General features: G+C 31.6%; 20 protein-coding genes, 1 other RNA gene and 1 riboswitch. Of the genes, 16 read left to right on the top strand and 5 right to left on the bottom strand.

Annotation, left to right across the window (positions count from 1 at the left end; translation table 11 throughout):
* Positions 1 to 17 precede the first annotated feature (17 nt).
* From L1S33_RS07815 to L1S33_RS07800, 4 genes are read left to right on the top strand one after another with little or no spacing between them, the layout of a single operon-like run.
* Positions 18 to 1,298 carry an Nramp family divalent metal transporter gene (locus L1S33_RS07815; protein ID WP_240561916.1) on the top strand — a complete coding sequence of 427 codons (1,281 nt, stop codon included), beginning with the start codon at positions 18 to 20 and terminating at the stop codon, positions 1,296 to 1,298.
* Positions 1,299 to 1,319: 21 nt separating this feature from the next.
* Positions 1,320 to 2,015 (top strand): FadR/GntR family transcriptional regulator, encoded by a 696-nt coding sequence (locus L1S33_RS07810; protein WP_240561915.1) that lies wholly within the window; start codon positions 1,320 to 1,322, stop codon positions 2,013 to 2,015.
* Positions 2,016 to 2,058: 43 nt separating this feature from the next.
* Positions 2,059 to 3,141: a polysaccharide lyase family 7 protein gene (locus L1S33_RS07805; protein ID WP_394801762.1), complete on the top strand. Its 1,083-nt coding sequence runs from the start codon at positions 2,059 to 2,061 to the stop codon at positions 3,139 to 3,141.
* Positions 3,142 to 3,152: 11 nt separating this feature from the next.
* Positions 3,153 to 3,920, top strand: a complete 768-nt coding sequence (locus L1S33_RS07800; RefSeq protein WP_240561913.1) for an SDR family NAD(P)-dependent oxidoreductase — start codon at positions 3,153 to 3,155, stop codon at positions 3,918 to 3,920.
* A 72-nt stretch (positions 3,921 to 3,992) separates the two neighbouring features.
* Here L1S33_RS07800 and L1S33_RS07795 read toward each other — a convergent pair whose 3' ends face one another.
* Positions 3,993 to 5,114 (bottom strand): ABC transporter substrate-binding protein, encoded by a 1,122-nt coding sequence (locus L1S33_RS07795; RefSeq protein WP_240561912.1) that lies wholly within the window; start codon positions 5,112 to 5,114, stop codon positions 3,993 to 3,995.
* Positions 5,115 to 6,152 (bottom strand): GMP reductase, encoded by a 1,038-nt coding sequence (locus L1S33_RS07790; RefSeq protein ID WP_240561911.1) that lies wholly within the window; start codon positions 6,150 to 6,152, stop codon positions 5,115 to 5,117.
* A 76-nt stretch (positions 6,153 to 6,228) separates the two neighbouring features.
* A riboswitch (cobalamin riboswitch) is annotated at positions 6,229 to 6,426 on the top strand.
* Between the two features lie 78 nt (positions 6,427 to 6,504).
* Between L1S33_RS07790 and L1S33_RS07785 the strand changes: the two genes are divergently transcribed.
* Positions 6,505 to 8,436 carry a TonB-dependent receptor plug domain-containing protein gene (locus tag L1S33_RS07785; protein WP_240561910.1) on the top strand — a complete coding sequence of 644 codons (1,932 nt, stop codon included), beginning with the start codon at positions 6,505 to 6,507 and terminating at the stop codon, positions 8,434 to 8,436.
* A gap of 60 nt (positions 8,437 to 8,496) precedes the next feature.
* On the opposite strand, the gene L1S33_RS07780 is transcribed toward L1S33_RS07785, so the two are convergent.
* Genes L1S33_RS07780 through L1S33_RS07770 form a run of 3 tightly spaced genes read right to left on the bottom strand, consistent with a single transcriptional unit; the run spans position 8,497 to position 10,334 of the window.
* The gene (locus L1S33_RS07780) at positions 8,497 to 9,009 is read right to left on the bottom strand and encodes a DUF7935 family protein (protein WP_240561909.1); all 513 of its coding nucleotides are present in this window, start codon (positions 9,007 to 9,009) and stop codon (positions 8,497 to 8,499) included.
* 3 nt (positions 9,010 to 9,012) lie between these two features.
* Positions 9,013 to 9,723 carry a DUF3307 domain-containing protein gene (locus tag L1S33_RS07775; protein ID WP_240552411.1) on the bottom strand — a complete coding sequence of 237 codons (711 nt, stop codon included), beginning with the start codon at positions 9,721 to 9,723 and terminating at the stop codon, positions 9,013 to 9,015.
* Between the two features lie 2 nt (positions 9,724 to 9,725).
* Entirely contained in the window at positions 9,726 to 10,334 is a 609-nt protein-coding gene (locus tag L1S33_RS07770; RefSeq protein ID WP_240561908.1) for a SatD family protein, read from the bottom strand.
* 221 nt (positions 10,335 to 10,555) lie between these two features.
* On the opposite strand from L1S33_RS07770, the gene L1S33_RS07765 reads away from it, so the two are divergent.
* From L1S33_RS07765 to L1S33_RS07715, 11 genes are all read left to right on the top strand, one after another.
* Positions 10,556 to 12,886, top strand: coding sequence for an ATP-dependent helicase (locus L1S33_RS07765; protein WP_240561907.1), 2,331 nt, complete (start codon positions 10,556 to 10,558; stop codon positions 12,884 to 12,886).
* Positions 12,887 to 13,003: 117 nt separating this feature from the next.
* Positions 13,004 to 13,663: a DUF4290 domain-containing protein gene (locus tag L1S33_RS07760; protein WP_240552409.1), complete on the top strand. Its 660-nt coding sequence runs from the start codon at positions 13,004 to 13,006 to the stop codon at positions 13,661 to 13,663.
* A complete protein-coding gene (murA, locus tag L1S33_RS07755) occupies positions 13,664 to 14,977 on the top strand; it encodes a UDP-N-acetylglucosamine 1-carboxyvinyltransferase (RefSeq protein WP_240552408.1) in 1,314 nt (437 codons plus the stop codon).
* Between the two features lie 211 nt (positions 14,978 to 15,188).
* Positions 15,189 to 15,767, top strand: coding sequence for a nucleotide exchange factor GrpE (locus L1S33_RS07750; RefSeq protein WP_394801761.1), 579 nt, complete (start codon positions 15,189 to 15,191; stop codon positions 15,765 to 15,767).
* 62 nt (positions 15,768 to 15,829) lie between these two features.
* On the top strand, positions 15,830 to 16,957 hold the full coding sequence (dnaJ, locus tag L1S33_RS07745) for a molecular chaperone DnaJ (protein WP_240552406.1): 1,128 nt from the start codon (positions 15,830 to 15,832) through the stop codon (positions 16,955 to 16,957).
* Between the two features lie 157 nt (positions 16,958 to 17,114).
* Positions 17,115 to 17,412: RNase P RNA component class A (gene rnpB / locus L1S33_RS07740), an RNA gene on the top strand.
* A 234-nt stretch (positions 17,413 to 17,646) separates the two neighbouring features.
* Positions 17,647 to 20,424, top strand: a complete 2,778-nt coding sequence (locus L1S33_RS07735) for a bifunctional aconitate hydratase 2/2-methylisocitrate dehydratase (protein WP_240561906.1) — start codon at positions 17,647 to 17,649, stop codon at positions 20,422 to 20,424.
* A gap of 414 nt (positions 20,425 to 20,838) precedes the next feature.
* Positions 20,839 to 23,106: an aconitate hydratase gene (locus L1S33_RS07730; RefSeq protein ID WP_240561905.1), complete on the top strand. Its 2,268-nt coding sequence runs from the start codon at positions 20,839 to 20,841 to the stop codon at positions 23,104 to 23,106.
* A gap of 116 nt (positions 23,107 to 23,222) precedes the next feature.
* A complete protein-coding gene (locus L1S33_RS07725; RefSeq protein ID WP_240552403.1) occupies positions 23,223 to 24,125 on the top strand; it encodes a hypothetical protein in 903 nt (300 codons plus the stop codon).
* Positions 24,126 to 24,196: 71 nt separating this feature from the next.
* Positions 24,197 to 24,880: a peptidoglycan DD-metalloendopeptidase family protein gene (locus L1S33_RS07720; protein ID WP_240561904.1), complete on the top strand. Its 684-nt coding sequence runs from the start codon at positions 24,197 to 24,199 to the stop codon at positions 24,878 to 24,880.
* A complete protein-coding gene (locus L1S33_RS07715) occupies positions 24,870 to 25,340 on the top strand; it encodes a DUF6495 family protein (RefSeq protein WP_240561903.1) in 471 nt (156 codons plus the stop codon). Before L1S33_RS07720 ends, L1S33_RS07715 begins: the two co-directional genes overlap by 11 nt.
* Positions 25,341 to 25,342: the final 2 nt, after the last annotated feature.

Here is a 25,342-nt window from a genome sequence, read left to right as displayed (position 1 = left end):
ACTAAAACAAGCACAATATGGCAACATCAGAAGTTAAAAAGTCATTTTTAAAGAAATTAATTACAATTATTTTAGGTTTCGGACCAGGAATTTTTGCAATTGGTTATACTATTGGTACTGGAAGTGTAACTTCCATGCTTGTAGCCGGTAGTACTTATGGTATGCAGTTGTTATGGGTATTACTTTTAAGTTGTCTTTTTTCTGGAGTTTTAATGTTTGCGTATGGTAATTATGCTTTAATTACTGGGGAAACTGCGCTTTATAGTTTTAAGAAACACATAAAAGGAGGTAAATTACTAGCTATTTTAGTAGTTATTGGAGTTTCTGTTGGACAATGGGGTTCACTTATGGGAATTTTAACAATTTCGTCCAATATGCTTTATGAAATATTTGCTATTAATTTTGAAGGACTTCGAAGTTATGAGTATATAACCGTTTTAGCTATCGCTATTACTATAATTGCTATTTTTTATTCCGTAATGTTGGTAGGTAAATATAGTTTTTTTGAAAAAATATTAGTTGTTTTTGTTACTTTTATGGGGTTATCTTTTATTGTATCCTTATTTTTTGTACAGCCATTACCAATGGAAGTTATTCAAGGATTAATACCAAGTATACCAGATGTTCCGGGAGGAAAAATGATGGTTGCAGCATTTGTAGGAACTACTATGGCAGCAGCTACATTTTTGTCTAGACCTTTATTTGTAAAAGGTAAAGAATGGGGCATTAAAGATTTAAAAAAGCAACGTAAAGATGCTATTACTGCAGCAATATTAGTGTTTGTAATTAGTGGAGCAATTATGGCAGTTGCAAGTGGGGCCTTATTTCATCAAGGAACTCCAGTAATAAAAGTTTTAGATATGGCAAAACCACTAGAACCAATTGCAGGGAGTTTTGCAGTGGCTATCTTCTTTTTTGGAACACTTAGTGCAGGTTTATCTTCTATTTTTCCATGTTTATTAATAGCACCTCTTTTGGTTGCAGATTACCAATCTGGTACTTTAGATACTAACTCTAAACAATTTAGAGTAATAACAGCAATTGCTTCTTTAGTAGCTTTAATTGGACCCGCTTTTTTTGGTGGAAAACCAATTTTAGTACAAATTTTATCGCAAGTATTTAATGTATTTGTATTACCAATAGTTGTTATGGGTATTATTCTTTTAGTGAATAATAAAAAAATAATGAAAGGGTATAAAACAAGTCTTTTTGTAAATATTGGTTTGTGTTCTGCTTTTTTGTTTTCATGTATTATTTCATACACAGCAGTAATAGGTTTAGTAGATAAATATTTATAGTTTTCTTATAAATAAATTTAAATGAAAATAAGTTTAATTGAAAGTAATAACAAGAAAGTAATACAGAACGATGTTATCTGTAAAATTAGAGATTTAATAAACTCTAGAAAGTTAGAGCGTGGAGATAAGCTTCCTTCTGAAAGAATTATGTCTGAGAAATTTGATGTAAAAAGGAATCATATTAGAGAAGCAATACGAAAGTTAGAATTTTATGGTGTACTAAAATCTATGTCACAAAGTGGTACTGTTTTGGCAATTGGATTAACTGGTTTTAATGGTATTGTTGAAGAAATAATTTCACTAGATACACCTTCTTTTAAAGAACTTGTTGAAACAAGAATATCTTTAGAATTAAAAACTGTTTGGTTAGCTTCTCAAAGAAGAACTGAAGAAGATTTAGAAAGAATAAAAGAAGCTTTAAATGCTTTTAAAGCTAAAATTCTTAATGGAGAAGAATACTTAGAAGAAGATTTGTTATTTCATTTAGCAATAGCAAAAGCTAGTAAAAATAGTACAATGATTACTTTAATGTTGTTGTTAACACCACCAATTCTTTCAACTTATGAAAGGGAAACAGTTTGTGAAGGAGACACAATAATAACTGAAATAAAAAAACATGAAGATATTTATAATGCAATTGTGATACAAGAGTCTCAATTAGCAGTAGACATGATGAAGAAGCACTTTTATAAATTAACAAAACACATAGAAAATTAAGGTTAAATAAAATAGAGAACCAAATAATTAAAACATGAATAAAATGATTAAAAAGGTATCAACATTATTAATAGTAGGTTTAATCCTATCGTTAAATAGCTGTAAAAAAGAAGCTAAAAAAGAAACTAAAAAAGAAGCACAAGAAACTGTTCATGCAAGTGATGTTATTCCGTTTTTTGATCATTGGAAATTAGTTTTAGGAAATGGTGAAAATGCAGGAATTGCAAATAATTTTGAAAATAAAGATTTCTTTTATACTGAAACTGATAACAGTGGAAAATGGGTTGTTTTTAAGGCACCAAATGCTGGAAGTACGCACGGAACTTCTAATAATACAAGAACAGAATTAGGTCAAACTAAAAAATGGTATCCAAAAACGGCTAATGATAAATTAACTGCTACGCTTAAAGTAATGAATGTTTCTGCAACAGGAGATGCAAGAGTAGCAGCTTCACATGCTGTGGTTGTTGGGCAAATTCATAGTGCTGATAAACATGAAAACGAACCGTTAAAAATATTTTACAAGAAATTTCCAGGACATACTAAAGGATCAGTTTTTTGGCATTATGAAATAAATACAGCAGGTGAAGACAATTCTGGAAGATGGGATTTTTCAACAGCAGTTTGGGGAGATGATTTTTCAGTAGTTGGAGAAACAGAAGATACCTATCCTGAAGAACCAAAAGACGGTATTGCTTTAGGAGAAGAGTTTAGTTATGAAATAGAAGTAAAAGATGGTATCATGAATTTGAAGTTTACAAGTAAAGGTCATGAAACTAAAACATTTACTAAAAATTTAATAGCATCAGAATATACTACAAAAGCAGATATTCCTGATCAAACACAAAAACTTTTTGTGCCAATTGGTCAAGATGGTGTGGAACGTAAAGATGCTTATGCCGGTGAAGGTTGTTTCTTTAAATTAGGTGCTTACAATCAAACTAATGGAAAATCTCCAGAAGTAAATAGAAATTGGTGCTCTGGTGCAGAAACACATGGAGGAGACGTTCAAAAGCAATATGCAGACGGAAATTATGCTGAAGTTTGGTTTAAAACAGCAAGTATTAAAGTAAGTGATGCTTCTGTTTCAAATGAAGGATATTTTAGTAAAAACGATCATAAATAATATAACACAAAATGAATCAAAATAAATTAAACGGGAAAAATGTTCTTGTTACAGCAGGAGCACAGGGAATTGGAGAATCTATAACAAAGCATTTTATTGACAGTGGATCTAATGTTGCAATTCACTATTTTTCTAGTGCAGATACTGCAAATAAATTGGTAGCATATGCAGAAAGTAAAGGGCAAAAAGCTGTAGCAATAAGTGGAGATTTAACTAAGGAGGCTGATTCCATTACTATGGTTGATAAAACAATTGAAGCATTTGGTGGTTTAGATATATTAATTAACAATGCAGGGTCACTTGTTGCACGTAAAATGCTAGGTGATATGGAAGCGGAATTTTGGCACAAGGTTATGGATATTAACATGACTTCTATGATGTTTGTAACAAAAGCAGCAGCACCTTATTTGGTAAAAAATGAGAATAGTAGTATTGTTAATTTGGCATCTTTAGCAGGGCGTAAAGGAGGTCATCCAGGATCTTTAGTCTATGCAACAAGTAAAGGAGCTATTTTAACATTTACAAGAGCTTTATCTACGGAATTAGGTGGGCAAGGTGTTAGAGTTAATGCAGTTTCTCCAGGACTTATCTTAGGAACTTCGTTTCATAACACACATACAACAAAAGAATCTGCTGCAGAAACTACTGCAGGTATTCCAATAAAACGTGCGGGTAATGCTGCAGATGTTGCAAGAGCAGTTTTATATCTTGCATCTGAGTATGATGGATTTATTACAGGCGCTACATTAGACATCAATGGTGGTGTTTACAATATGTAGTACTCAACCTATATTTTTAAAAAGCCTATGATTTAATTTTAAATCATAGGCTTTCTATTTTTATAATAATTACTATTTCATTCTCTCAAAGAAGGTAAACTCGTAATTTTGTAATAATTTTGGATGTGTAATTTTAATAATATCCTTTAAAACCAAATCTGGTCGAGTTGGAGCCAATTCAAAATAGATAACACCGCCTGTAGCACCTTTTTTAAGGTTTGGAGTAAATAAGTTATTATTTTTAAATGCATTAAAGTTTGCATATTGTTTGTTACTATTTAATAATTGCTCTTTTGTTGAAAAATAACCAGGAGCAATCCAAAAATCGGCATTTTGAGCTTTATCTAAAACACTTTCAAAACTAATAGATAAACTTCCTTTTCCTGTAGTTTCTTTCCATAAGTAATTAGTGTTAGCGTCCTGTAAATATTGTGCAACAAAACTATCTCCAGCAGGTAAATTCCAAATATCTTTACTCATAATTGCTCCAGAAAGTATGCTAGGTTTTGTTGTTGCCTTTTTAGCGATCTGTTTGGCTTGTAAATATTCCTTTTCAATATGATTAAAAATACTGTCGGCTTCTTTTTCTTTGTTAAATAAAACCCCAAAAAACTTAATCCATTCTGCTCTTCCAAGTGGTGTTTCCTCTAACCAATCTCCATTTAAAACAACTGGAATTCCGTTTTCTTCAATAATAGTAAGTGTTTTATTGGTTTTACTCATTGAAAAACCAACAACTAACTCTGGTTTTAAATCCAATAAAATTTCGGTATTCATTGAAGCTTCTTTACCAATTTCGGTAATGTTTCCAGCTTCAACTAAAGCACGCGTTTTTTCTGAAGAAATGTATTTTGTATGTGGAAAACCAATAATGCTTTTTTCTTTTCCCAATAATTCAATCATTGGAATATGCGTTGTAGAGGTTGCAACTATTCTTTTAACAGGAACTTGAATACTGTTTTCTCTTGCTTCTGATTTTTTATCTTGAATTTCATATTCAAAAACTTCTTCAGCATTTGGGTAAGGAGATTTTATGACCAACTTAGTTAAGTTGTTGGTTTTAACAATATCAAACCCTTGTGCGTATTTAATAACAGACTTTTGTGATGCTTCTTCTACTTGTTGTTTGACTTCTTTTTTACAAGAAATTAGTAAGAAAAAACATCCGAATAAATATAAAAAAGAGGTTTTCATCTAAGAGTATACTTGATTTTCTTGTTCTTGAACTCTAATAAATGTAGTTCTTTTTGTTAATTCTTTCAATCTACTTGCACCAACATAAGTACATGTAGATCTTACGCCGCCTAAAATATCTTGTATAGTATGTTTAACATCTCCACGATATAATATTTCAACTGTTTTTCCTTCGGAAGCTCTGTATTCAGCAACTCCACCAACATGCTTGTGCATTGCAGTTTCGGAACTCATTCCGTAGAAAATTTTATATTTATCTCCATTTTTTTCTACTAAATCGCCACCGCTTTGTGTATGTCCAGCAAGCATTCCGCCTAACATAACAAAATCTGCACCACCACCAAAAGCTTTGGCAATATCTCCTGGAGTTTTGCAACCACCATCAGAAATTATTTGTCCGCCTAAACCATGAGCAGCGTCAGCACATTCTATAATTGCAGATAACTGTGGGTAACCAACACCAGTTTTTACTCTTGTTGTACAAACAGAGCCTGGACCAATACCAACTTTAATAATGTCTGCTCCTGCAAGTAAAAGTTCTTCAACCATTTCACCAGTAACAACATTTCCAGCTAAAATTACTTTATCAGGATGATTGCTACGCATTTCTTTAACAAAGCTTACAAAATGTTCAGAATATCCATTAGCAACATCAATACAGATAAAATCTATTTGAGGAAATTGCTTAAGAATTGTTGCTGTTTTTTCTGCATCATCTTTACCGGTTCCAGTACTAACGGCAATACTTTTTAGTGTTTTTTCTGAAGCATTTTTAGCGAAATTTTGCCATTCTTCAAGAGAATAATGTTTGTGAATAGCTGTAAATAAGCATTTGTCTGCAAGCGCTTCTGCCATTTCAAAAGTACCAACAGTGTCCATGTTTGCAGCAATTATAGGAACACCTTTCCATACTTTTCCTGTATGTAAAAAAGTGAATTCTCTTTCTAAATTAACTTGTTTTCTAGACTTTAGTGTAGATCTTTTTGGACGAATCATAACATCCTTAAACCCTAACTTTATTTCGTTTTCTATTCTCATTTTTCGTGTTAAAAAGTACCAAATACGAAAATAGGAAATAGGAAGATTAATTAATGATAATGTTAATAAGATTGGATATCTTTGCGCCGATTTTGGTTTTACATCTAATATTGTATTAATGTAAATTAAAAGGGAAGTTGGTGTAAAACCAACGCTGTACCCGCAACTGTAAGCTATAAAGCTTGTAACTAATTCTTTAACCACTGTTTAAAAAAACGGGAAGGTTTTGTTACAAGACGCAAGCCAGGAGACCTGCCAAAAATCAAACAAAAAGTAAAAAACTTTCGGGATAAAGGTTTTGGTACTATGTACTTATTTTTTCCTGATTTTAATTAAATCAAATTTATTAAGAATGAAAAAACAATTAGTAATTGTTGGTTTATTGGCATGTAGTTTTGCTAATAACAATGTTTTTGCTCAAGAGAAGCAAGAAAAATTAGATGAGGTAGTTGTAACTGCCACAAAGTTTAATTTGAAAAAAGAAAATACCGGTAAGGTTATTCACAAAATTACTGCTGAAGAGTTAGAGAACAGCGCAGGAAAAACAGTGCTTGATGTATTAAATACTATTGTTGGTATTGATGTAAGAGGCGTAAATACAAATCCTACAGAACCTAAAAGTGTGTATGTAAGAGGAGGAAGAAATAGACAAGTTTTAATTTTAATTGACGGAGTTCCTGTTTCAGATGCATCTGCAATTAGTCAAGAATATGATTTACGTTTATTGTCTTTAAATCAAATTGAAAGTATTGAGGTTTTAAAAGGAGCTTCTTCTACATTATATGGAAGTGGTGCTGCAACAGGTGTTATTAATATCATCTTAAAAAAAGCCTCTAAAGATAAGGTTACTGTTGGTTTGGAAAGTAGTTTAGAAACTAATAACACCGCTAAATCTAAAGGGTTAAAAGCAGCTACTTATCAATACAGTGCGTCTGTAAATGGTACCGTTGGTGGTTTTAACTTTGTAACAATGTTAGGCGCAACAGAAACTTACGGAATGTCTTCAGCTAAAAGTAATACTGCTTCAGATTTTGAAGCGGATGCTTTTACAAGTGAAAATGGATTGTTAAAATTAGGATATAATTTCAATAAGAAATTTGCTGTTGAAACGTTTTTTAATTATGATAAATTCGATTATGATTTTGACGCAGGTGCTTTTAGAGATAGTGATGTAAATACTGGAGATCAAGAACAATATCGTTATGGAATTCGTCCAAGTTTTAAATATAATAATGGAGAGTTTTACGCATTAGTTTCATTGAATAAAATTACAAGAAACTTAAATCAATACAACTCTTTTGGAGGAACTTTAGATGCATATGTTTTTGAAGGAAACAGTGTTAATTTAGATTTAGTTAATAAGTACGATTTTAAAAGCACTGGAATTCAGTTAATTGCAGGATTAAATTACCAAAATCATACAAATAATTCAGTAACACCTTTTGCAACTATAGATAAAGATGTTGCAAAATTTAATACAATTGACCCTTACATTTCTGCAGTTTATATTTCTGATTCAGGTTTAAGTGTTAATGTAGGAGGTAGATTAAACATGCACAGTGTTTATGATAATCATTTTGTATATGACGGAAACGTTGCTTATTCAGTGTTAAAAGATGAAAATAAATCTGTTAAACTATTAACTTCTTATAGTACAGCTTTTATTGCACCTAGTTTATATCAATTATATGATGGTTTTTCTGGAAATTTAGATTTAAAACCAGAATCTAACAAAACTTTTGAAATTGGTACAGAAGCTACTTTTAAAGACTTTTTAGAATTAAGTGTTGTATACTTTAATAGAAAAGAAGAAGATGCAATTATTTATGATAATACTACTTTTAAATATGGTAACGGATCTTCTGATGCAAATGGAATAGAAGTTAGTACAAGTGTTAAGCCTGTTAAAGATGTAAGAGTTAATATTGGTTATACGTATGTAGATAAAGATACTACAGAAGATTTTGATGATTACATTCCCAAAAACAAATTAGTAGCAAGTGTAGATGTTTCTTTGTTAAAAAATACATTTTTTAACCTTACCTATAATAGTGTAGGAGAGCGTTCTATTTATGATAGATATGGAAGTTTTGGAACTGCTGGAGACAATGTGATTTTAGATAATTATGATCTATTAGATTTTAATGTAAACTATAAAGCTTTTGATAATAAAATTATGTTTTTTGGTTCTGTAACCAACTTATTAAATGAAGATTATAGCGATGTTTTAGGGTACAATACCAAAGGTGTAAACTATAAATTAGGTTTTAGATTACAGTTATAAGGAAAGTTAGTATTGAAAAAGAAAAAAATCCGTTAAGAAGAAATTCTTAACGGATTTTTTTTATAGTAATTTCTTTACTTCTCGTTTTATAAATATAATTGCAATGTCTGTAGGATTTTCTTCTTGAGAGATGTCAATTAATATATTTTCTCTAAGTTCCTGGGCGCTTTTAGCTTTTTCAGCAACTTTTCTTATTTTACTTGTAATAATGTTTTTAGCTGCTAAAATAGCTTTCCAACTTTCATCAGAAATATAAAGTTGTTGCACCATATTGTGTTCGTATTCTTGTTCAACACTAGCTATTAAAAGGTTAGCGTAGGCTGTTGTATCATCTCCAATAGGCTTTATTCTTAATAATAATTTACTTGGATTTAAACGTTCACAAAATAAAAGTAAACGTTCGTAAGCTTGTAGTTTTAAAGGTAAACTCTCACGCTTTTTTTCAACCAAAGCGTTAAATTTTTTCTCATTATTGTCCTGACTAATAAATTGACTTAATATCATATATGCTACAAAACCCGTAACTGCTGCAGGTAATGCGTATGCCAATCCTTCTATTATTTTATCTTCCATAATTTAATTTACTAAGTGCGAATATAACATTCCTGTAAAAATTGCCAAGGCAAAACTTAAAAGTGTTCCAATTAAAATGTATTCGGTTAATTTTCTGTCTTTAGCTGAAGATAAATCACCAAATCTAAAAACCGATTTTGCTGCTAATAAAAAACCAACGCCTTCCCAATGATTTGCTATCACAAAAATAAAGACAAACAACCGTTCTAAAATACCAATATATCTTCCTGCTTTTGCTAGAGATTCATCTGTATCTTCATTTACTTCAGGATTCCATTGTGTAATAATTATTTTTATAATTACTGATGAAACATAGGTTACAAATAAAATTGAAGCTAAAAGAAGTAAGTTTTTCTCTGTAAAAAAAATGCTTAAATCTGTTGAAAATGGTTTGTAAATGTACGTTGCAAGCGCAAGTATAAATACGTGTAAAGCTTGATCCAACAAAAATAACCAACGTTTATTTTTTTCATTTTGAAGGTATATTTTAGCTACATCAAACAAAAAATGTGTTATTAATATTAAGAAAATTCCACCAATATATGCTGTGTTAAATTGTAATATTACTAACAATAAAATTGCATGTACACCAATATGTATGTATAATTTAGATGATTTTATTTTGTGTTTTTCTTTGTGTTGCACCCAGCTTTCTGGTTGTAAAACAAAATCTCCTATTAAATGAGCAATTAAAAATTTAAGGAATAAAATCATTTTTATTTCAATTTATTATTGATGAGTTTTTTATAACGTTTCTCTAGTTTTAAAATTTCATCTAAACCGGCACGTTTTTTTCGTTTACTAATTCCTGCTTGAGAAATTCCCAATAACTTACTAATGTCTTTTTGAGTCATTGTTGGGTTTTCTAAAGAAACTTTTACATACTCGGCAGAATTTGTAGTCCAATTATCCATTACTAACAAGCCTAAAGCTAAACCTATGTTAAGCTCTTCATCAACATCTTCCCAAGAAGATTTTATTGCTAAATTTTGTTTTTTTAATAAGCTGTCAAATGCAAAACCAGAGTTTATGTGAGCTTCTCCATTAGACTCTGTAATGTTTTCAGAATCAAATGTTTTGTTTCCAATTCCTATGGCCATTCTTACATCTAAATCTTCTATTGTTTTAATTGTTGCTTTAATAGTTAAGCAAGTTATTAAAGCATCTAATATTGGTACTTCAATTTGAAAACTATCTCCTCTAAAAACTTCCCACGTTTTAGGTGTTTTTCCGGCTGAATTTAAAATTGATTTTAAAATAGGCAACCACTTTTTTACAGGAATATTCCTTGAGTTTACTATATCACCAGTTATAATACTTGTCATTTTACTACTAATTTATACAAATATACTAAAAAATTATAACCCTTAAAGGTTATTTTTTAATTTATAACCTCAAAAGGTTATATTTGAATTTATAACACTTAGAGGTTATATTTTGTGCAAGTTGTTTTTTAAAACTTGTGAATAACTATTAGTTAACTACCTTTATAAAGACAGTAATAATGGTTAATTTTCCGTTTTTAACAGCGTATAAAATTTCTTCATTGAATAGTTATTTAGATCAACTTAACGAACCACAAAAAGCAGCCGTTTTGCAAAAAGACGGGCCAATGATTATTATCGCTGGTGCAGGTTCTGGTAAAACTAGAGTGTTAACCTATCGTATTGCACATTTAATGAAGCAAGGCATAGATCCGTTTAATATTTTATCACTAACATTTACCAATAAAGCGGCTCGTGAGATGAAGGAAAGAATTGCTTCCGTTGTTGGTTATAGCGAAGCAAAAAGTCTTTGGATGGGAACTTTTCACTCAGTTTTTGCACGTATTTTACGTTCAGAAGCAGATAAATTAGGGTATCCAACTAACTTTACAATTTATGATACACAAGACTCTGTAAGGTTAATTTCGGCAATTATTAAAGAATTACAACTTGACAAAGAAAGATACAAAGCAAAGCAGATTTTAAGCCGAATTTCATCCTTTAAAAACAGCTTAATTACTGTAAGAGCCTATTTTAATAATCCAGAATTAATTGAAGCAGACTTACATGCAAGTCGCCCAAAAGTTGGAGATATTTACAAAGAATATGTAGACAGATGTTTTAAAGCTGGCGCAATGGATTTTGATGATTTATTGTTAAGAACCAATGAGTTATTGGCGCGTTTTCCTGATGTTTTAGCAAAATACCAAGATCGTTTTAGATATATAATGGTAGATGAGTATCAAGATACAAACCACTCACAATACATTGTAGTTCGTGCTTTGGCAGATAGATTTCAAAATATTTGTGTGGTTGGAGACGATTCTCAGAGTATTTATAGTTTCCGTGGAGCAAATATTCAAAATATATTAAGTTTTCAGAAGGATTATCCAGATGTGAAAACGTTTAAACTTGAGCAAAATTATCGTTCAACCAAGAACATTGTAAATGCAGCAAACTCTGTAATTGCAAGAAATAAAACGCGATTGGATAAAGAAGTTTGGACCTCTAATGTAGATGGAGAGCTTATAAAAGTAATGCGCACAATTTCTGATGGGGAAGAAGGACGTTTTGTAGCAAATTCAATCTTTGAAAATAAGATGAACTTGCAATTAAAGAATGACCAGTTTGCAGTTTTATACAGAACAAATGCGCAATCCAGAGCTATAGAAGACGCGTTAAGGAAAAAAGATATTAAGTATAAAATTTACGGAGGAATCTCATTTTATCAACGTAAAGAAATAAAAGACTTGCTTTCATATCTTAGAGTTTTAATCAATCCAAATGATGAGGAAGCTTTAAAACGAATTATTAATTATCCTGCTCGTGGTATTGGCGCAACAACGTTAGACCGATTAACAATTGCGGCAAATCATTATAAAAAATCAATTTTTGAAATAATACAACATATTGATAAAGTTGATGTAAATATAAATGGCGGAACAAAAAACAAGCTCCAGAATTTTATAAATATGATGTTGCGTTTTCAAATAGATTCGCAAAAAATGAATGCTTTTGAAATTGCAGATTTAGTTGTAAAACAAACACAATTAGTAAAAGATTTACAAAAAGATGGCACGCCAGAAGGTGTTAGTAAGGTTGAAAATGTTCAAGAGCTTTTAAACGGAATTAAAGACTTTATTACAGATAAAATTGAAGAAGGTGAAGATGCGTCATTAACGTCATTCTTAGAAGATGTGGCATTGGCAACCGATTTCGATTCAGAAAAGGAAGACGAAGAACCAAGAGTTTCTTTAATGAGTATTCACCAATCTAAAGGTTTGGAATATGGTTATGTATATATTGTTGGTTTAGAAGAAAATTTATTTCCTTCAGCAATGAGTATGAATACACGCTCTGAACTTGAAGAAGAACGTCGTTTATTTTATGTAGCTTTAACTAGAGCAGAAAAAGTAGCCTATTTAACCTACGCACAAACACGTTACCGTTGGGGGAAATTAACCGATGGAGAGCCAAGTAGGTTTTTAGAGGAAATTGACGATAAATTTTTAGAATACATTGCACCAAAGAGACAAGAAACTTCTAAAAGTAGCTTTTTAGACGCAAGTTTGTTTGAAGATGCTCCAAAGAAAATTAGGTTTCAAAAACCAATTCAGAAAAAAAGAAAAGAGTTTTTAGACAAAAAAAATAAAGCCGCTTTTATTCCGCCAAAGGCGAAAATGAAAAAAGTATCAGAAGCAACGTCAAACAGTATTAATTTGTTCGATGGAAATATTACAGTTGGTAATATTGTAGAACATAATAGGTTTGGAAAAGGAGAAGTACTTGCTTTAGAAGGATCTGGGCCAAATAAAAAAGCAGAAATTATGTTTGGAACCGCAGGAAGAAAGAAATTATTATTACAATTTGCAAAACTAAAAGTGATTGGGTAATTACTCAAAATAAATACCTATTTTGCAACGTTAAATAACTACAAATACAAGTTGAAGTTCTTTTTCCTTTCTTTAAAAGGAAATATAATAAGTTTACTTCATATTAAAATATAAAAAATGACATTCGATTTAGAATATAATTCAGAAAGACCACATTTAATAATTCCAGAATATGGTCGTCATATGCAAAAAATGATTAATCATTGTGTTGCACTAGAAACTAAAGAAGAGCGTAATACAATGGCAAAAGCCATTATAAATGTAATGGGTAATTTACAACCTCATTTACGTGATGTACCAGATTTTAAACATAAGTTGTGGGATCAGTTATATATAATGTCTGATTTTAAGTTGGATGCAGATTCGCCTTATGAAATTCCTTCGAAAGAAGAATTACAAGAAAAACCAGAAGGATTGCCTTACCCAAAATCGGCTTCAAAGTATCGTTATTACGGTAATAATATTCAAACAATGATAAGCGTAGCTTTAAGTTGGGAAGAAGATGATAATGAAAAGCAAGAAGCATTGACTTTTGTAATAGCAAATCACATGAAAAAATGCTATTTAAATTGGAATAAAGATACAGTAGATGATGCTGTAATTTACAAGCACTTATTTGAGTTGTCTGATGGAAAAATTGACTTACGTGAAAGCGGTGAAGAATTAGCGTTGAGCAAAAATTTACTTAGAAAAAGAGCTTCTCAAGGAAGTAATAAAGGTAAAAATCATACAAATAAAGGAAAATCTAATAATAACCATAAATACAGAAAAAGATAAATGGCATCTTTTAAAATTGAAGGCGGACACAAATTAAGCGGAGAAATACAACCACAAGGAGCAAAAAATGAAGTTTTACAAATACTGTGTGCAGTTTTATTAACACCAGAAAAAGTAGTTGTAAAAAATGTTCCAGACATTATAGATGTTAATAAACTAATCTTTATTTTAGGTGAATTAGGTGTTAAAGTAGAAAAACTTAGCCGAAACTCTTATTCATTTCAAGCTGATGAAGTAAACCTTAAATACTTAGAATCAGCAGACTTTAAAAGAGACGGAAGCTCATTACGTGGTTCAATTATGATTGTTGGTCCATTATTAGCGCGTTTTGGAAAAGGATATATTCCACGTCCAGGAGGAGATAAAATTGGTCGTAGAAGATTAGACACACACTTTGAAGGTTTTATAAACCTTGGAGCAAAATTCCGTTATAATAAAGAAGAATATTTCTACGGAGTAGAAACAGAAACAGGTTTAGTAGGTACAGATATGTTGTTAGACGAAGCTTCTGTAACCGGAACTGCCAATATTTTAATGGCAGCAGTTTTAGCAAAAGGAACAACAACAATATACAATGCAGCTTGTGAACCTTACATTCAACAATTATCTAAAATGTTGAATTCTATGGGAGCAAAAATCTCTGGAGTAGGTTCTAATTTATTAATAATTGAAGGAGTAGAATCTCTTGGAGGTTGTGAGCATACTGTATTACCAGATATGATTGAAATTGGTTCTTGGATTGGTATGGCAGTAATGACAAGGTCTGAATTAACCATTAAAAATGTAAGTTGGAAAAACTTAGGTCAAATACCAAATGTATTTAGAAAACTCGGAATTAAATTAGAGAAAAAAGGAGACGATATTTATATTCCTGCACAAGAATCTTATGAAATTCAAAATTACATCGATGGTTCTGTTTTAACAGTTGCAGACGCACCTTGGCCAGGATTTACACCAGATTTATTAAGCATCGTTTTAGTAATTGCAACACAAGCAAAAGGAACCGTTTTAATACATCAAAAAATGTTTGAAAGCCGTTTGTTTTTCGTTGATAAACTAATTGATATGGGCGCAAAAGTTATTTTGTGTGATCCACACAGAGCAACCGTAATTGGGCATAATTTCCAAAGCCAATTAAAAGCAACTAAAATGACTTCGCCAGATATTAGAGCAGGTATTTCATTATTAATTGCGGCGCTTTCTGCCAAAGGAACTTCAATAATTAATAATATTGAACAAATAGACAGAGGTTACGAAAACATTGAAGCACGTTTAAAAGCTATTGGAGCAAAAATTGAACGTATAAACGATTAGAAAAATATTTTTTTTAAGAAGCTATTTCCCGCTTTTTACTATATCTTTTTTCCGAAAAAGAAAAAAGGTTAAAAATATCAACAGAGATTTGAACGGTTTCAATCGGGGCTAAACTAACTTGCTAACTAAAAGAATTATAAAATAAAATAGTGTCAATCTGACACTATTTTTTTATTGGCAATATTTTTGTAAATAAATTGTAGACAATTTAATGAGATTAAAAGAAATGAGTAAAGATCAATATACAAAAGAAGACGAATTAAAAGATAATATCAAAAACGAAGAATTGAACGATATTATTGAGGAAAATAAAGAAGTTGAAGTAGAGGAAGCAAAGCCAGAACCAACTACAGAAGAACTTTTACAAGCCGAAAAAGACAAACATTTACGTTTGTTTGCAGAGTTTGAAAACTATAAAAAACGTACAACAAAAGAACGTATAGAGTTGTTTAAAACAGCTGGACAAGAAGTTGTGACAGCTATTCTGCCAATTTTGGACGATTTCGAACGTGCTTTGACACATATTGAAGATGACAAAGAGGCTGAAGAATTGCGTAAAGGAGTTTTATTAATTTATCAAAAATTATTAAACACATTAGAGCAAAAAGGTTTATCAGCAATAGATGTAAGAGCTGGAGATATTTTTAACTCAGAACTACACCAAGCAATTACACAAATTCCTGCACCAACCGACGATTTAAAAGGAAAAGTTATTGACTGTGTAGAAAAAGGATACAAGCTTGGAGACAAAATTATTCGTCACCCAAAAGTAGTTGTAGGACAAGCATAAATAAATTACAATTAACAATGTACAATTACCAATGATCACTGTTAATTGACAATTGAAAGAAAATGGCAAAACAAGATTATTACGAAGTATTAGGCGTATCTAAATCTGCATCAAAAGCAGAAATAAAGAAAGCATACCGTAAAAAAGCAATAAAATTTCATCCAGATAAAAATCCAGATGATACAACTGCTGAAGAAAACTTTAAAAAAGCAGCTGAAGCTTATGAAATATTAAGTGACGACAATAAAAAAGCACGTTATGACCAATTTGGTCATCAAGCTTTTGAAGGTGGTCATGGCGGCGGCGGCGGTTTTGGCGGCGGCGGAATGAATATGGAAGACATATTTAGTCAATTCGGAGACATCTTTGGTGGCGGTGGATTTGGTGGTTTCGGTGGAGGCGGAGGCCGACAACAAGCCAGAGTAAAAGGAAGTAATTTACGTATTAGAGTTAAGTTAACTTTAGAAGACATTGCAAATGGTGTTGAGAAAAAAGTTAAAGTTCGTAGAAAAATGCAAGCCGAAGGTGTAACGTATAAAACCTGTTCTACCTGTAACGGTCAAGGGCAAGTTATGCGTGTTACCAATACTATTTTAGGAAGAATGCAAACAGCAACAACATGTTCTACATGTCAGGGAGCTGGAGAAATGATTGATAAAAAACCAAGTGGAGCAGATGCACAAGGTTTGGTTGTAAAAGAAGAAACTGTTTCAATAAATATTCCTGAAGGGGTAACTGAAGGAGTACAATTAAAAGTAGGAGGAAAAGGAAACGATGCTCCAGGTAAAAACTCTATTCCAGGAGATTTATTGGTTTTAATTGAAGAAATTCCTCATGAAACTTTAAAAAGAGAAGGAAGCAATATACATTACGATATGTATATTAATTTCTCGGAAGCTGTTTTAGGAGTTTCTAAAGAAGTAGAGACTGTAACAGGTAAAGTAAAGATTAAAATAGATGCTGGAACGCAATCTGGTAAGATTTTAAGGTTAAAAGGAAAGGGTTTACCAAGTATTGAGCGCTATGGAAATGGAGATTTCTTAATTCATATTAATGTTTGGACACCTCAAGAATTAAATAAAGATCAGCGTAAATTCTTTGAGCAAATGCAAGAAGATGAAAACTTTAGCCCTAATCCTCAGCATTCAGATAAATCTTTTTTTGAGAAGGTAAAGGATATGTTTTCATAAATTTATGTAAAAAAACGAAAAAAACTTTTTTTGAATAGAAAAAGAAAGTATATTTGTAGTGTTGATGGAGATATCTATCAACACTTTTTCTTTTTCATAGCAATTTTCCCACTCAATTTATTGAGTGGGTTTTTTTATGAAAACGTTCTTTAAAATATTAGCAGACTTATCTTATCGACTTAAATTTATTTTAAGTAGGAAAGTCCGAACACCAAAGAGTAGCATAGCGGATAACAACCGTCCAACGTAAGTTGAGGACCAGTGCAACAGAAAGAATGTACAGTTAGGCTGTAGTGAAACCAGGTAAACTCTATGCGGTGCAATGCCATGTATATTAGAAATTGAGAGCTACTCGCTCGATTCTAAAGGGTAGGCAGATTGAAGTTACAAGTAATTGTAACTCTAGATAAATGATAAGACTTAGACAGGATTCGGCTTATTAGTCTGCTTTTTTATTATCAACTTGATAATTTTTTTAAGATTTAATTAATTTTTATTGTGATATTCTTTGTTTTTATTGATAAAAACAAGATTAATTCAATAATTAAATCACTTCATTGATTATCTTTAAAAATTCAGAGTAAAAATGTATTTTTGTTCAACAAAAATTAACATAAAACTTACTATAATATTGCTTTTTAAAATTGTTATTAATTTGATAAGCATTTCAGTAAAAAAAGATTTCTTACATGAGCATATATAAAGATTACCTTAAGCAGATTGAAGACCGAAAAGAATTAGGACTTCATCCACAACCAATTGATGGAGCTGAATTAACAAGCGCAATAATCGACCAGATTAAAGATTTAGATAATGAGTATAGAGAAGAATCTCTAAACTTTTTTATTTATAATGTCTTACCAGGTACAACAAGTGCTGCAGGTGTAAAAGCTAAATTTCTAAAGGAAATCATCTTAGGTGAATCAGTAGTTAAAGAAATTACTCCAGCCTTTGCTTTCGAACAATTATCACACATGAAAGGAGGACCTTCTGTTGAGGTATTGTTAGATTTAGCATTAGGAAATGATACTGCTATTGCTAATGAAGCGGCTAAAGTATTAAAAACACAGGTATTTCTATACGAAGCAGATACAGAGAAATTAGAGAATGCTTATAAAGCAGGAAATGCAATTGCTAAAGAATTAATAGAGAGTTATGCACAAGCAGAATTCTTTACAAAGTTACCAGAGATTGATGAAGAGATTGAAATTGTAACATTTGTTGCTGGAATAGGTGATATTTCTACAGATTTATTATCTCCAGGTGCAGATGCACACTCAAGATCAGATCGTGAATTACATGGTCAAAGCATGTTTGAGCACAATAAAGAAATGCAAAAAGAATTACTTGCTTTAAAGGAAAAACATCCTAATAAACGTGTAATGTTAATTGCAGATAAAGGAACAATGGGAGTAGGATCTTCTAGAATGTCAGGTGTAAACAACGTAGCATTATGGACAGGTATTTCTTCAAGTCCTTATGTGCCATTTATTAACATAGCTCCAGTAATTGCAGGTACAAATGGTATAGCACCAATTTTCTTAACAACTGTTGGAGTAACAGGTGGTATTGGAATCGATTTAAAAAACTGGGTAAAGCAAAAAGATGCTAACGGAAATACAATTGTTGATGAAGAAGGAGATCCAATATTAAAAGAAGAGTATTCTGTAGCTACGGGTACTGTTCTTACAATAAACACAAAAACAAAAAAATTATACAAAGGAGATAAAGAATTAAAAGATATCTCTACAGCTTTAACGCCACCAAAACAAGAATTTATTAAAGCAGGTGGTTCTTACGCCGTTGTTTTTGGTAAAAAATTACAAACTTTTGCTTGTAAAGTTTTAGGAATAGATGTTCCTCAAGTATATGCAGTTGCAAAAGAAGTTTCTATCGAAGGACAAGGTTTAACTGCTGTTGAAAAAATATTCAATAAAAATGCTGTTGGAACTACACCAGGTAAAATATTACATGCAGGTTCTAACGTAAGAGTTGAAGTAAACATTGTAGGTTCTCAAGATACTACAGGTTTAATGACTTCTCAAGAATTAGAGATGATGGCTGCTACAGTAATCTCTCCAATTGTAGATACAGGTTACCAATCAGGATGTCATACCGCTTCAGTTTGGGATGATAAGTCTAAAGCTAACATTCCAAGATTAATGAAGTTTATGAATGACTTCGGATTAGTTACTGCACGTCATCCAGAAGGAAAATACCATGCAATGACAGATGTAATTCATAAAGTATTAAATGATATTGCAGTAGATGATTGGGATGTAATTATCGGTGGAGATTCTCACACACGTATGGCTAAAGGTGTTGCCTTTGGAGCAGATTCAGGAACTGTTGCCTTAGCATTAGCTACAGGTGAAGCTACAATGCCAATTCCAGAATCAGTAAAAGTAACCTTTAAAGGTGAAATGAAACCTTATATGGATTTCCGTGATGTAGTTCACGCTACACAATCTCAAATGTTAGATCAATTTGAAGGAGAAAATGTTTTCCAAGGAAAAATTATAGAAGTACATATTGGTACATTGACTTCAGATCAAGCCTTTACATTTACAGATTGGACGGCTGAGATGAAAGCAAAAGCATCTATCTGTATTTCTGAAGATGATACCTTAATTGAATCGTTAGAAATTTCAAGAGATCGTATTCAAATCATGATTGACAAAGGGATGGATAATCCTAAACAAGATCTTAAAGGATTAGTTGATAAAGCAAATAACCGTATTACAGAAATTAAAACAGGTATTAAATCTGCTTTAAGACCAGATGCAGATGCTAAATACTTTGCTGAAGTTGTTATCGATTTAGATAAGATTGTTGAGCCAATGATTGCGGATCCAGATGTAAATAATGAAGATGTATCTAAGCGTTATACGCACGATAATATTCAACCATTATCTTTTTACGGAGGAACTAAAAAAGTAGATTTAGGTTTCGTAGGATCTTGTATGGTTCACAAAGGAGATATGAAAATTTTAGCTCAAATGTTAAAGAACATTGAGAAACAACAAGGTAAAGTGGAATTTAAAGCACCTTTAGTTGTTGCGCCACCAACTTATAATATTGTAGATGAGTTAAAAGCAGAAGGAGATTGGGAAGTATTAGTTAGATATTCAGGTTTCGAATTCGATGATAATGCGCCTAAAGCAGCAGCTCGTGTTAAATATGAAAACATGTTATATTTAGAACGTCCAGGTTGTAGTTTATGTATGGGTAATCAAGAAAAAGCAGAAGCTGGAGATACTGTAATGGCAACTTCTACGCGTTTATTTCAAGGAAGAGTTGTTAGAGATACAGATGAGAAAAAAGGAGAATCTTTATTATCATCGACTCCTGTAGTAGTATTATCAACTATTTTAGGTAGAACACCAACTTTAGAAGAATACCAGGCAGCAGTAGAAGGTATTGTTTTAACAAAGTTTAAACCTTCAACAAAACAATTGGTTGGATAATACATAAAGATTATAATTATATGAAAAGCCTGAGTTTTAAACTCAGGTTTTTTTTTGTTTACAGCTAAACTGTTTATAATTTGGAGGTTACCGTGCTAAAAAAAAAGCACGGTCGGGCTTTACGTTACAATCTTTTTTATGCTGAATTTAGTTCAGCATCTGTTAAATTTATATGATATTTTCTTTTAATAAGAAATATAGAAATTAGTTTAGTAAAAAAGGATTTTCACTTCAATCCCTAACCCAAAATCCGTAATTTCTTTAAACTTATTTCATTTACAATTAGCCAGATTCAATCAAAAAAGTCTATAAAACTATCAGTATTAAATATTTTAGACCTCAAGAAATAAATAATATATTTTGTATCTTGGAGTATTGAAATAATAGAATAACTAAAAAAAAAATAGAAATCTTATGGCTTTTGATATTGATATGATAAAAAAGGTATATTCTAAAGTAGTTGATAGAGTAGATGCTGCTCGTAAAATTACTGGAAAACCTTTAACACTTGCAGAAAAAATATTGTACTCACATTTATGGGATGGAAATCCTAATAAAGCATTTATAAGAGGTAAAGATTATGTAGATTTTGCACCAGATCGTATTGCATTACAAGATGCAACTGCACAAATGGCTTTATTGCAGTTTATGCAAGCAGGTAAAGCTAAAGTTGCAGTTCCTACTACAACACATTGCGATCATTTAATTCAAGCTAAAGATGGTGCTGCTGCTGATTTAAAAATGGCAAATAGTACAAGTAGCGAAGTTTTTGATTTCTTAGAATCTGTTTCTAACAAATATGGTTTAGGTTTTTGGAAACCAGGAGCAGGAATTATTCATCAAGTAGTATTAGAAAATTATGCATTTCCAGGTGGAATGATGATTGGTACCGATTCTCACACAGTAAATGCTGGTGGATTAGGAATGGTAGCAATTGGTGTTGGTGGAGCAGATGCAGTAGATGTTATGGCAGGAATGGCTTGGGAATTAAAATTCCCGAAGTTAATTGGAGTAAAACTAACAGGAAAAATTTCTGGTTGGGCAGCACCAAAAGATGTAATCTTAAAAGTAGCCGGAATTGTTTCTGCAAAAGGAGGAACGGACGCAATTGTAGAGTATTTTGGAGAAGGAGCAAGAAGTATGTCTTGTACAGGAAAAGGTACAATTTGTAATATGGGAGCAGAAATCGGTGCAACAACTTCTACTTTTGGTTATGACGAATCTATGGAACGTTATTTACGTGCTACAGAAAGAGCCGATGTTGCAGATGCGGCAAACAAAGTAAAAGAATATTTAACGGGAGATGATGAAGTATATGCAAATCCAGAGCAATATTTTGACCAAGTTATAGAAATAAATTTATCAGAATTAACGCCATTATTAAATGGACCATTTACGCCAGATTTATCTACAAAAGCTGGTACAGACATGACTGCAATCGCCAATAAAAACGATTGGCCTTTACAAGTAGAATGGGGTTTAATTGGTTCTTGTACAAACTCTTCTTATGAAGATTTATCAAGAGCTTCTTCAATTGCAAAACAAGCTTTAGATAAAGGTATAAAAATGAAATCAGAATTAGGAATTAATCCTGGTTCAGAAAAAGTACGTTATACAGCAGAAAGAGATGGAATTTTAGGAATTTTTGAACAATTAGACGCTAAGATTTTTACTAATGCTTGTGGACCTTGTATTGGGCAATGGGCAAGATATAGCGATCCTAAAAATGCACCAAAAAACAGTATTGTGCACTCGTTTAATAGAAACTTTGCAAAACGTGCAGATGGTAACCCAAATACACACGCATTTGTTGCTTCGCCAGAACTAACAGCAGCAATTGCAATTGCTGGTCGTTTAGATTTTAATCCGATGACAGATTCGTTAATTAACGAAAATGGAGAACAAGTAATGTTTGATGAGCCAACAGGTTGGGAATTACCACCAAAAGGCTTTGAAGTTAAAGACGATGGTTATTTAGCACCAGAAGAAGATGGAAGTGGTGTAGAAATTAAGGTAAATCCAACATCAGAAAGATTAGAATTATTATCGCCATTTACTCCTTTAGGAAATGAATTAAACGGTGTAAAATTATTAATAAAAGCATTCGGTAAATGTACAACAGACCATATTTCTATGGCTGGACCTTGGTTGCGTTTCCGTGGTCATTTAGATAATATTTCTAACAATATGTTAATTGGAGCTGTAAATGCGTATAACATGAAAACAAACTTTGTAAAAAGTCAGTTAAATGGAGAATATGACGCAGTACCAAAAACTGCAAGAGCTTATAAAGCAGCAGGAATTAATACAATTGTAGTTGGAGATCATAATTACGGTGAAGGTTCTTCTAGAGAACATGCTGCAATGGAACCAAGACATTTAGGTGTTGCCGCAGTTTTAGTAAAATCTTTTGCTCGTATTCATGAAACAAACCTTAAAAAACAAGGAATGTTAGGTTTAACATTTGCAAATGAAGCAGATTACGATTTAATTCAAGAAGATGATACTTTCAACTTTATTGATTTAAATGAGTTTGCTCCAGGTAAACCTTTAACGTTAGAAGTTGTGCATTCAGATGGTTCAAAAGACACAATTATAGCAAATCATACATACAATGATGGGCAAATTGAATGGTATAATGAGGGTTCTGCATTAAATTTAATTAAAAAAGAAAACGCTTAGTATCAGTATTTTATATGCGAAAAACTCCTTTTGTTTTAAAAAAGGAGTTTTTTTTTTGTAAGCAGTTTTTTTAAAGTTCGACTTAAGTTGAAATATTAACTATTAAAATTTACATTATGAAAAAATTACTTTTAGGTGTTGCAGCCTTAGCAACATTAGCTTTTACTTCTTGTAGTGATGACGATGATACAGCATCAACATCTAGTTTAACATTAAATTTATCTGGTTTAGAGAATTTAGGAGACGAATATCGCTATGAAGGATGGATTATTGTTGACGGAGCACCAGTTACAACAGGAACATTTTCTGTAGATGATTCAGGAGTTTTATCTCAAACATCATTTCCTGCAAATACAGCGCAGTTAGCAGCAGCAACAAATTTTGTTTTATCAATTGAACCAAATCCAGATAATGATCCAGCACCAGCAGCAACTAAATTATTAGCAGGAGAATTTAGTGGTAATTCTGCTTCTGTAAATTCTGATAATATTGTTGTAGATGCAACAAGTTCTTTAGGAACTTTAGGAGCATCTTCTGGTACATTTATTTTAGCTACACCAACAGATATGGATGATACAAATGAAGATAGTGGAGTTTGGTTTTTAGATAACTCTTCTGGAAGTGCAGCTGTTGGTTTAGATTTACCAACATTATCTGCAGGTTGGAAATATGAAGGATGGGCTGTAATTAATGGAACACCAGTTTCAACAGGAACTTTTACAGATCCAAGTATGGCAGATGATAATGCAGCAACATCTCCATATAAAGGAACAGCAGGTAATGGACCTGGTTATCCTGGAGAAGATTATTTAATGGGAACAGCAGCTGGAGTTACTTTTCCTACAAGTTTAAAAGGAGCTACAATAGTAATTTCTGTAGAACCAAGTCCGGATAATAGCACAGCACCTTTTGCATTAAAGCCATTAGCACAAGCTGTTGCAGCAGATGCAGATTTACATACAGCAATAACAATGGGAGCAGGACCAGTTGCAATTATTTCTGGGTCTGTTAGCAGATAAATTAATATAATTTTTAAATTCCCTTAGAATTTTTAGATATTTGAACCGCCTATTTAGTAGGCGGTTTTTTTATGGAAATAAATTCGTTTTTAACAAAATTATCAGCAAGTCCTTTATATGTAATTGATACTTCAATTTCTTTAAAAGACTATGTTCCAATCTCAATTTCATCAAAAAATAAAGACTTAAATTTTGATGTTTCTTCTGCTGCTGAATGGGAATCATATCTATCAAAATTTTTAAAAGAGAAAAATGCAAAAGTTGCTTTTGGTGGTTATTTAGAAGAAAGAGATATTTATAATAGAAGTGGTTACTTTAATTCCGAAGAAAACAAACGAAATATTCATTTAGGAATCGATTTATGGTGTAATGCCAAAACCAATGTTTTAGCTGTCTTAGAAGGTGAAGTACACAGTTTTAAAAACAATAATAATTTTGGAGATTACGGACCAACAATTATTCTGAAACATCAAGTTGAAGGTATTATCTTTTACTCTTTATACGGACATTTATCAACCAAATCCATCGAAAATATTAAAATTGGAGATTCCGTAAATACAGGTGAAAAGATAGCAGAATTAGGAAATAATACTGTAAATGGAGATTATGCAGCGCATTTACACTTTCAATTAATTTTAAATATGGAAGATTATACTGGAGATTATCCAGGCGTTTCTTCAAAAGAAAAACTACCTTATTACAAACAAAATTGCCCCAACCCAAATACTTTATTAAAATTACCCAATGAAATATAGACAACTTACCAAAGAACAGTTTGAAAGTTTACATGAAGAATTTGCTCACTTTTTAGCATCACAAAGTATTGATGTAAAAGAATGGAAACAATTAAAAGAAGAAAAACCACAGGTTGCAGAAGAAGAAATGAATGTGTTCTCTGATATTGTTTGGGATGATGTGTTAACTAAAGTTGAATATTTAGAGCATTTTTCTGAAAAAACGGTCAACCTTTTTAAGTGTATCGATGAAGAAATTAGCAGAATTGTTGTGAAGGTCGATAAAGATATAAACTTGTTAGAAAAAGAGGGTTATGAGTGGCTTTTAACAAACCCGTTAGATAAAAACGTGGAGTTTTTAAACGGAGAAAAACCGTATGGAAAAGAAAGAAATGTAGAAATTTTTGATTTAATTGAAAAAGGAAGTTCAATTTCTAAAGGAGAATTATACGAGTATTTTAATAGAATTATTAAGAGTTAATC

This window comes from Tenacibaculum aquimarinum, from assembly GCF_022478115.1.
GTDB lineage: Bacteria > Bacteroidota > Bacteroidia > Flavobacteriales > Flavobacteriaceae > Polaribacter > Polaribacter aquimarinum_A.
This window is presented reverse-complemented; position numbering and strand designations above follow the sequence as displayed.

What these genes read in the sequence shown, in the direction of transcription:
- L1S33_RS07770 (WP_240561908.1), bottom strand. Translation starts at nt 10,334, where the DNA reads ATGACAAGTATTATAACTGGTGATATAGTAAACTCAAGGAATATTCCT.
- L1S33_RS07730 (WP_240561905.1), top strand. Translation starts at nt 20,839, where the DNA reads ATGGCTTTTGATATTGATATGATAAAAAAGGTATATTCTAAAGTAGTT.
- L1S33_RS07760 (WP_240552409.1), top strand. Translation starts at nt 13,004, where the DNA reads ATGACATTCGATTTAGAATATAATTCAGAAAGACCACATTTAATAATT.
- L1S33_RS07735 (WP_240561906.1), top strand. Translation starts at nt 17,647, where the DNA reads ATGAGCATATATAAAGATTACCTTAAGCAGATTGAAGACCGAAAAGAA.
- L1S33_RS07790 (WP_240561911.1), bottom strand. Translation starts at nt 6,152, where the DNA reads ATGAGAATAGAAAACGAAATAAAGTTAGGGTTTAAGGATGTTATGATT.
- L1S33_RS07720 (WP_240561904.1), top strand. Translation starts at nt 24,197, where the DNA reads ATGGAAATAAATTCGTTTTTAACAAAATTATCAGCAAGTCCTTTATAT.
- L1S33_RS07780 (WP_240561909.1), bottom strand. Translation starts at nt 9,009, where the DNA reads ATGGAAGATAAAATAATAGAAGGATTGGCATACGCATTACCTGCAGCA.
- L1S33_RS07815 (WP_240561916.1), top strand. Translation starts at nt 18, where the DNA reads ATGGCAACATCAGAAGTTAAAAAGTCATTTTTAAAGAAATTAATTACA.
- L1S33_RS07785 (WP_240561910.1), top strand. Translation starts at nt 6,505, where the DNA reads ATGAAAAAACAATTAGTAATTGTTGGTTTATTGGCATGTAGTTTTGCT.
- dnaJ (WP_240552406.1), top strand. Translation starts at nt 15,830, where the DNA reads ATGGCAAAACAAGATTATTACGAAGTATTAGGCGTATCTAAATCTGCA.
- L1S33_RS07715 (WP_240561903.1), top strand. Translation starts at nt 24,870, where the DNA reads ATGAAATATAGACAACTTACCAAAGAACAGTTTGAAAGTTTACATGAA.
- L1S33_RS07725 (WP_240552403.1), top strand. Translation starts at nt 23,223, where the DNA reads ATGAAAAAATTACTTTTAGGTGTTGCAGCCTTAGCAACATTAGCTTTT.
- L1S33_RS07810 (WP_240561915.1), top strand. Translation starts at nt 1,320, where the DNA reads ATGAAAATAAGTTTAATTGAAAGTAATAACAAGAAAGTAATACAGAAC.
- L1S33_RS07795 (WP_240561912.1), bottom strand. Translation starts at nt 5,114, where the DNA reads ATGAAAACCTCTTTTTTATATTTATTCGGATGTTTTTTCTTACTAATT.
- L1S33_RS07805 (WP_394801762.1), top strand. Translation starts at nt 2,059, where the DNA reads ATGATTAAAAAGGTATCAACATTATTAATAGTAGGTTTAATCCTATCG.
- L1S33_RS07800 (WP_240561913.1), top strand. Translation starts at nt 3,153, where the DNA reads ATGAATCAAAATAAATTAAACGGGAAAAATGTTCTTGTTACAGCAGGA.
- L1S33_RS07750 (WP_394801761.1), top strand. Translation starts at nt 15,189, where the DNA reads ATGAGATTAAAAGAAATGAGTAAAGATCAATATACAAAAGAAGACGAA.
- murA (WP_240552408.1), top strand. Translation starts at nt 13,664, where the DNA reads ATGGCATCTTTTAAAATTGAAGGCGGACACAAATTAAGCGGAGAAATA.
- L1S33_RS07775 (WP_240552411.1), bottom strand. Translation starts at nt 9,723, where the DNA reads ATGATTTTATTCCTTAAATTTTTAATTGCTCATTTAATAGGAGATTTT.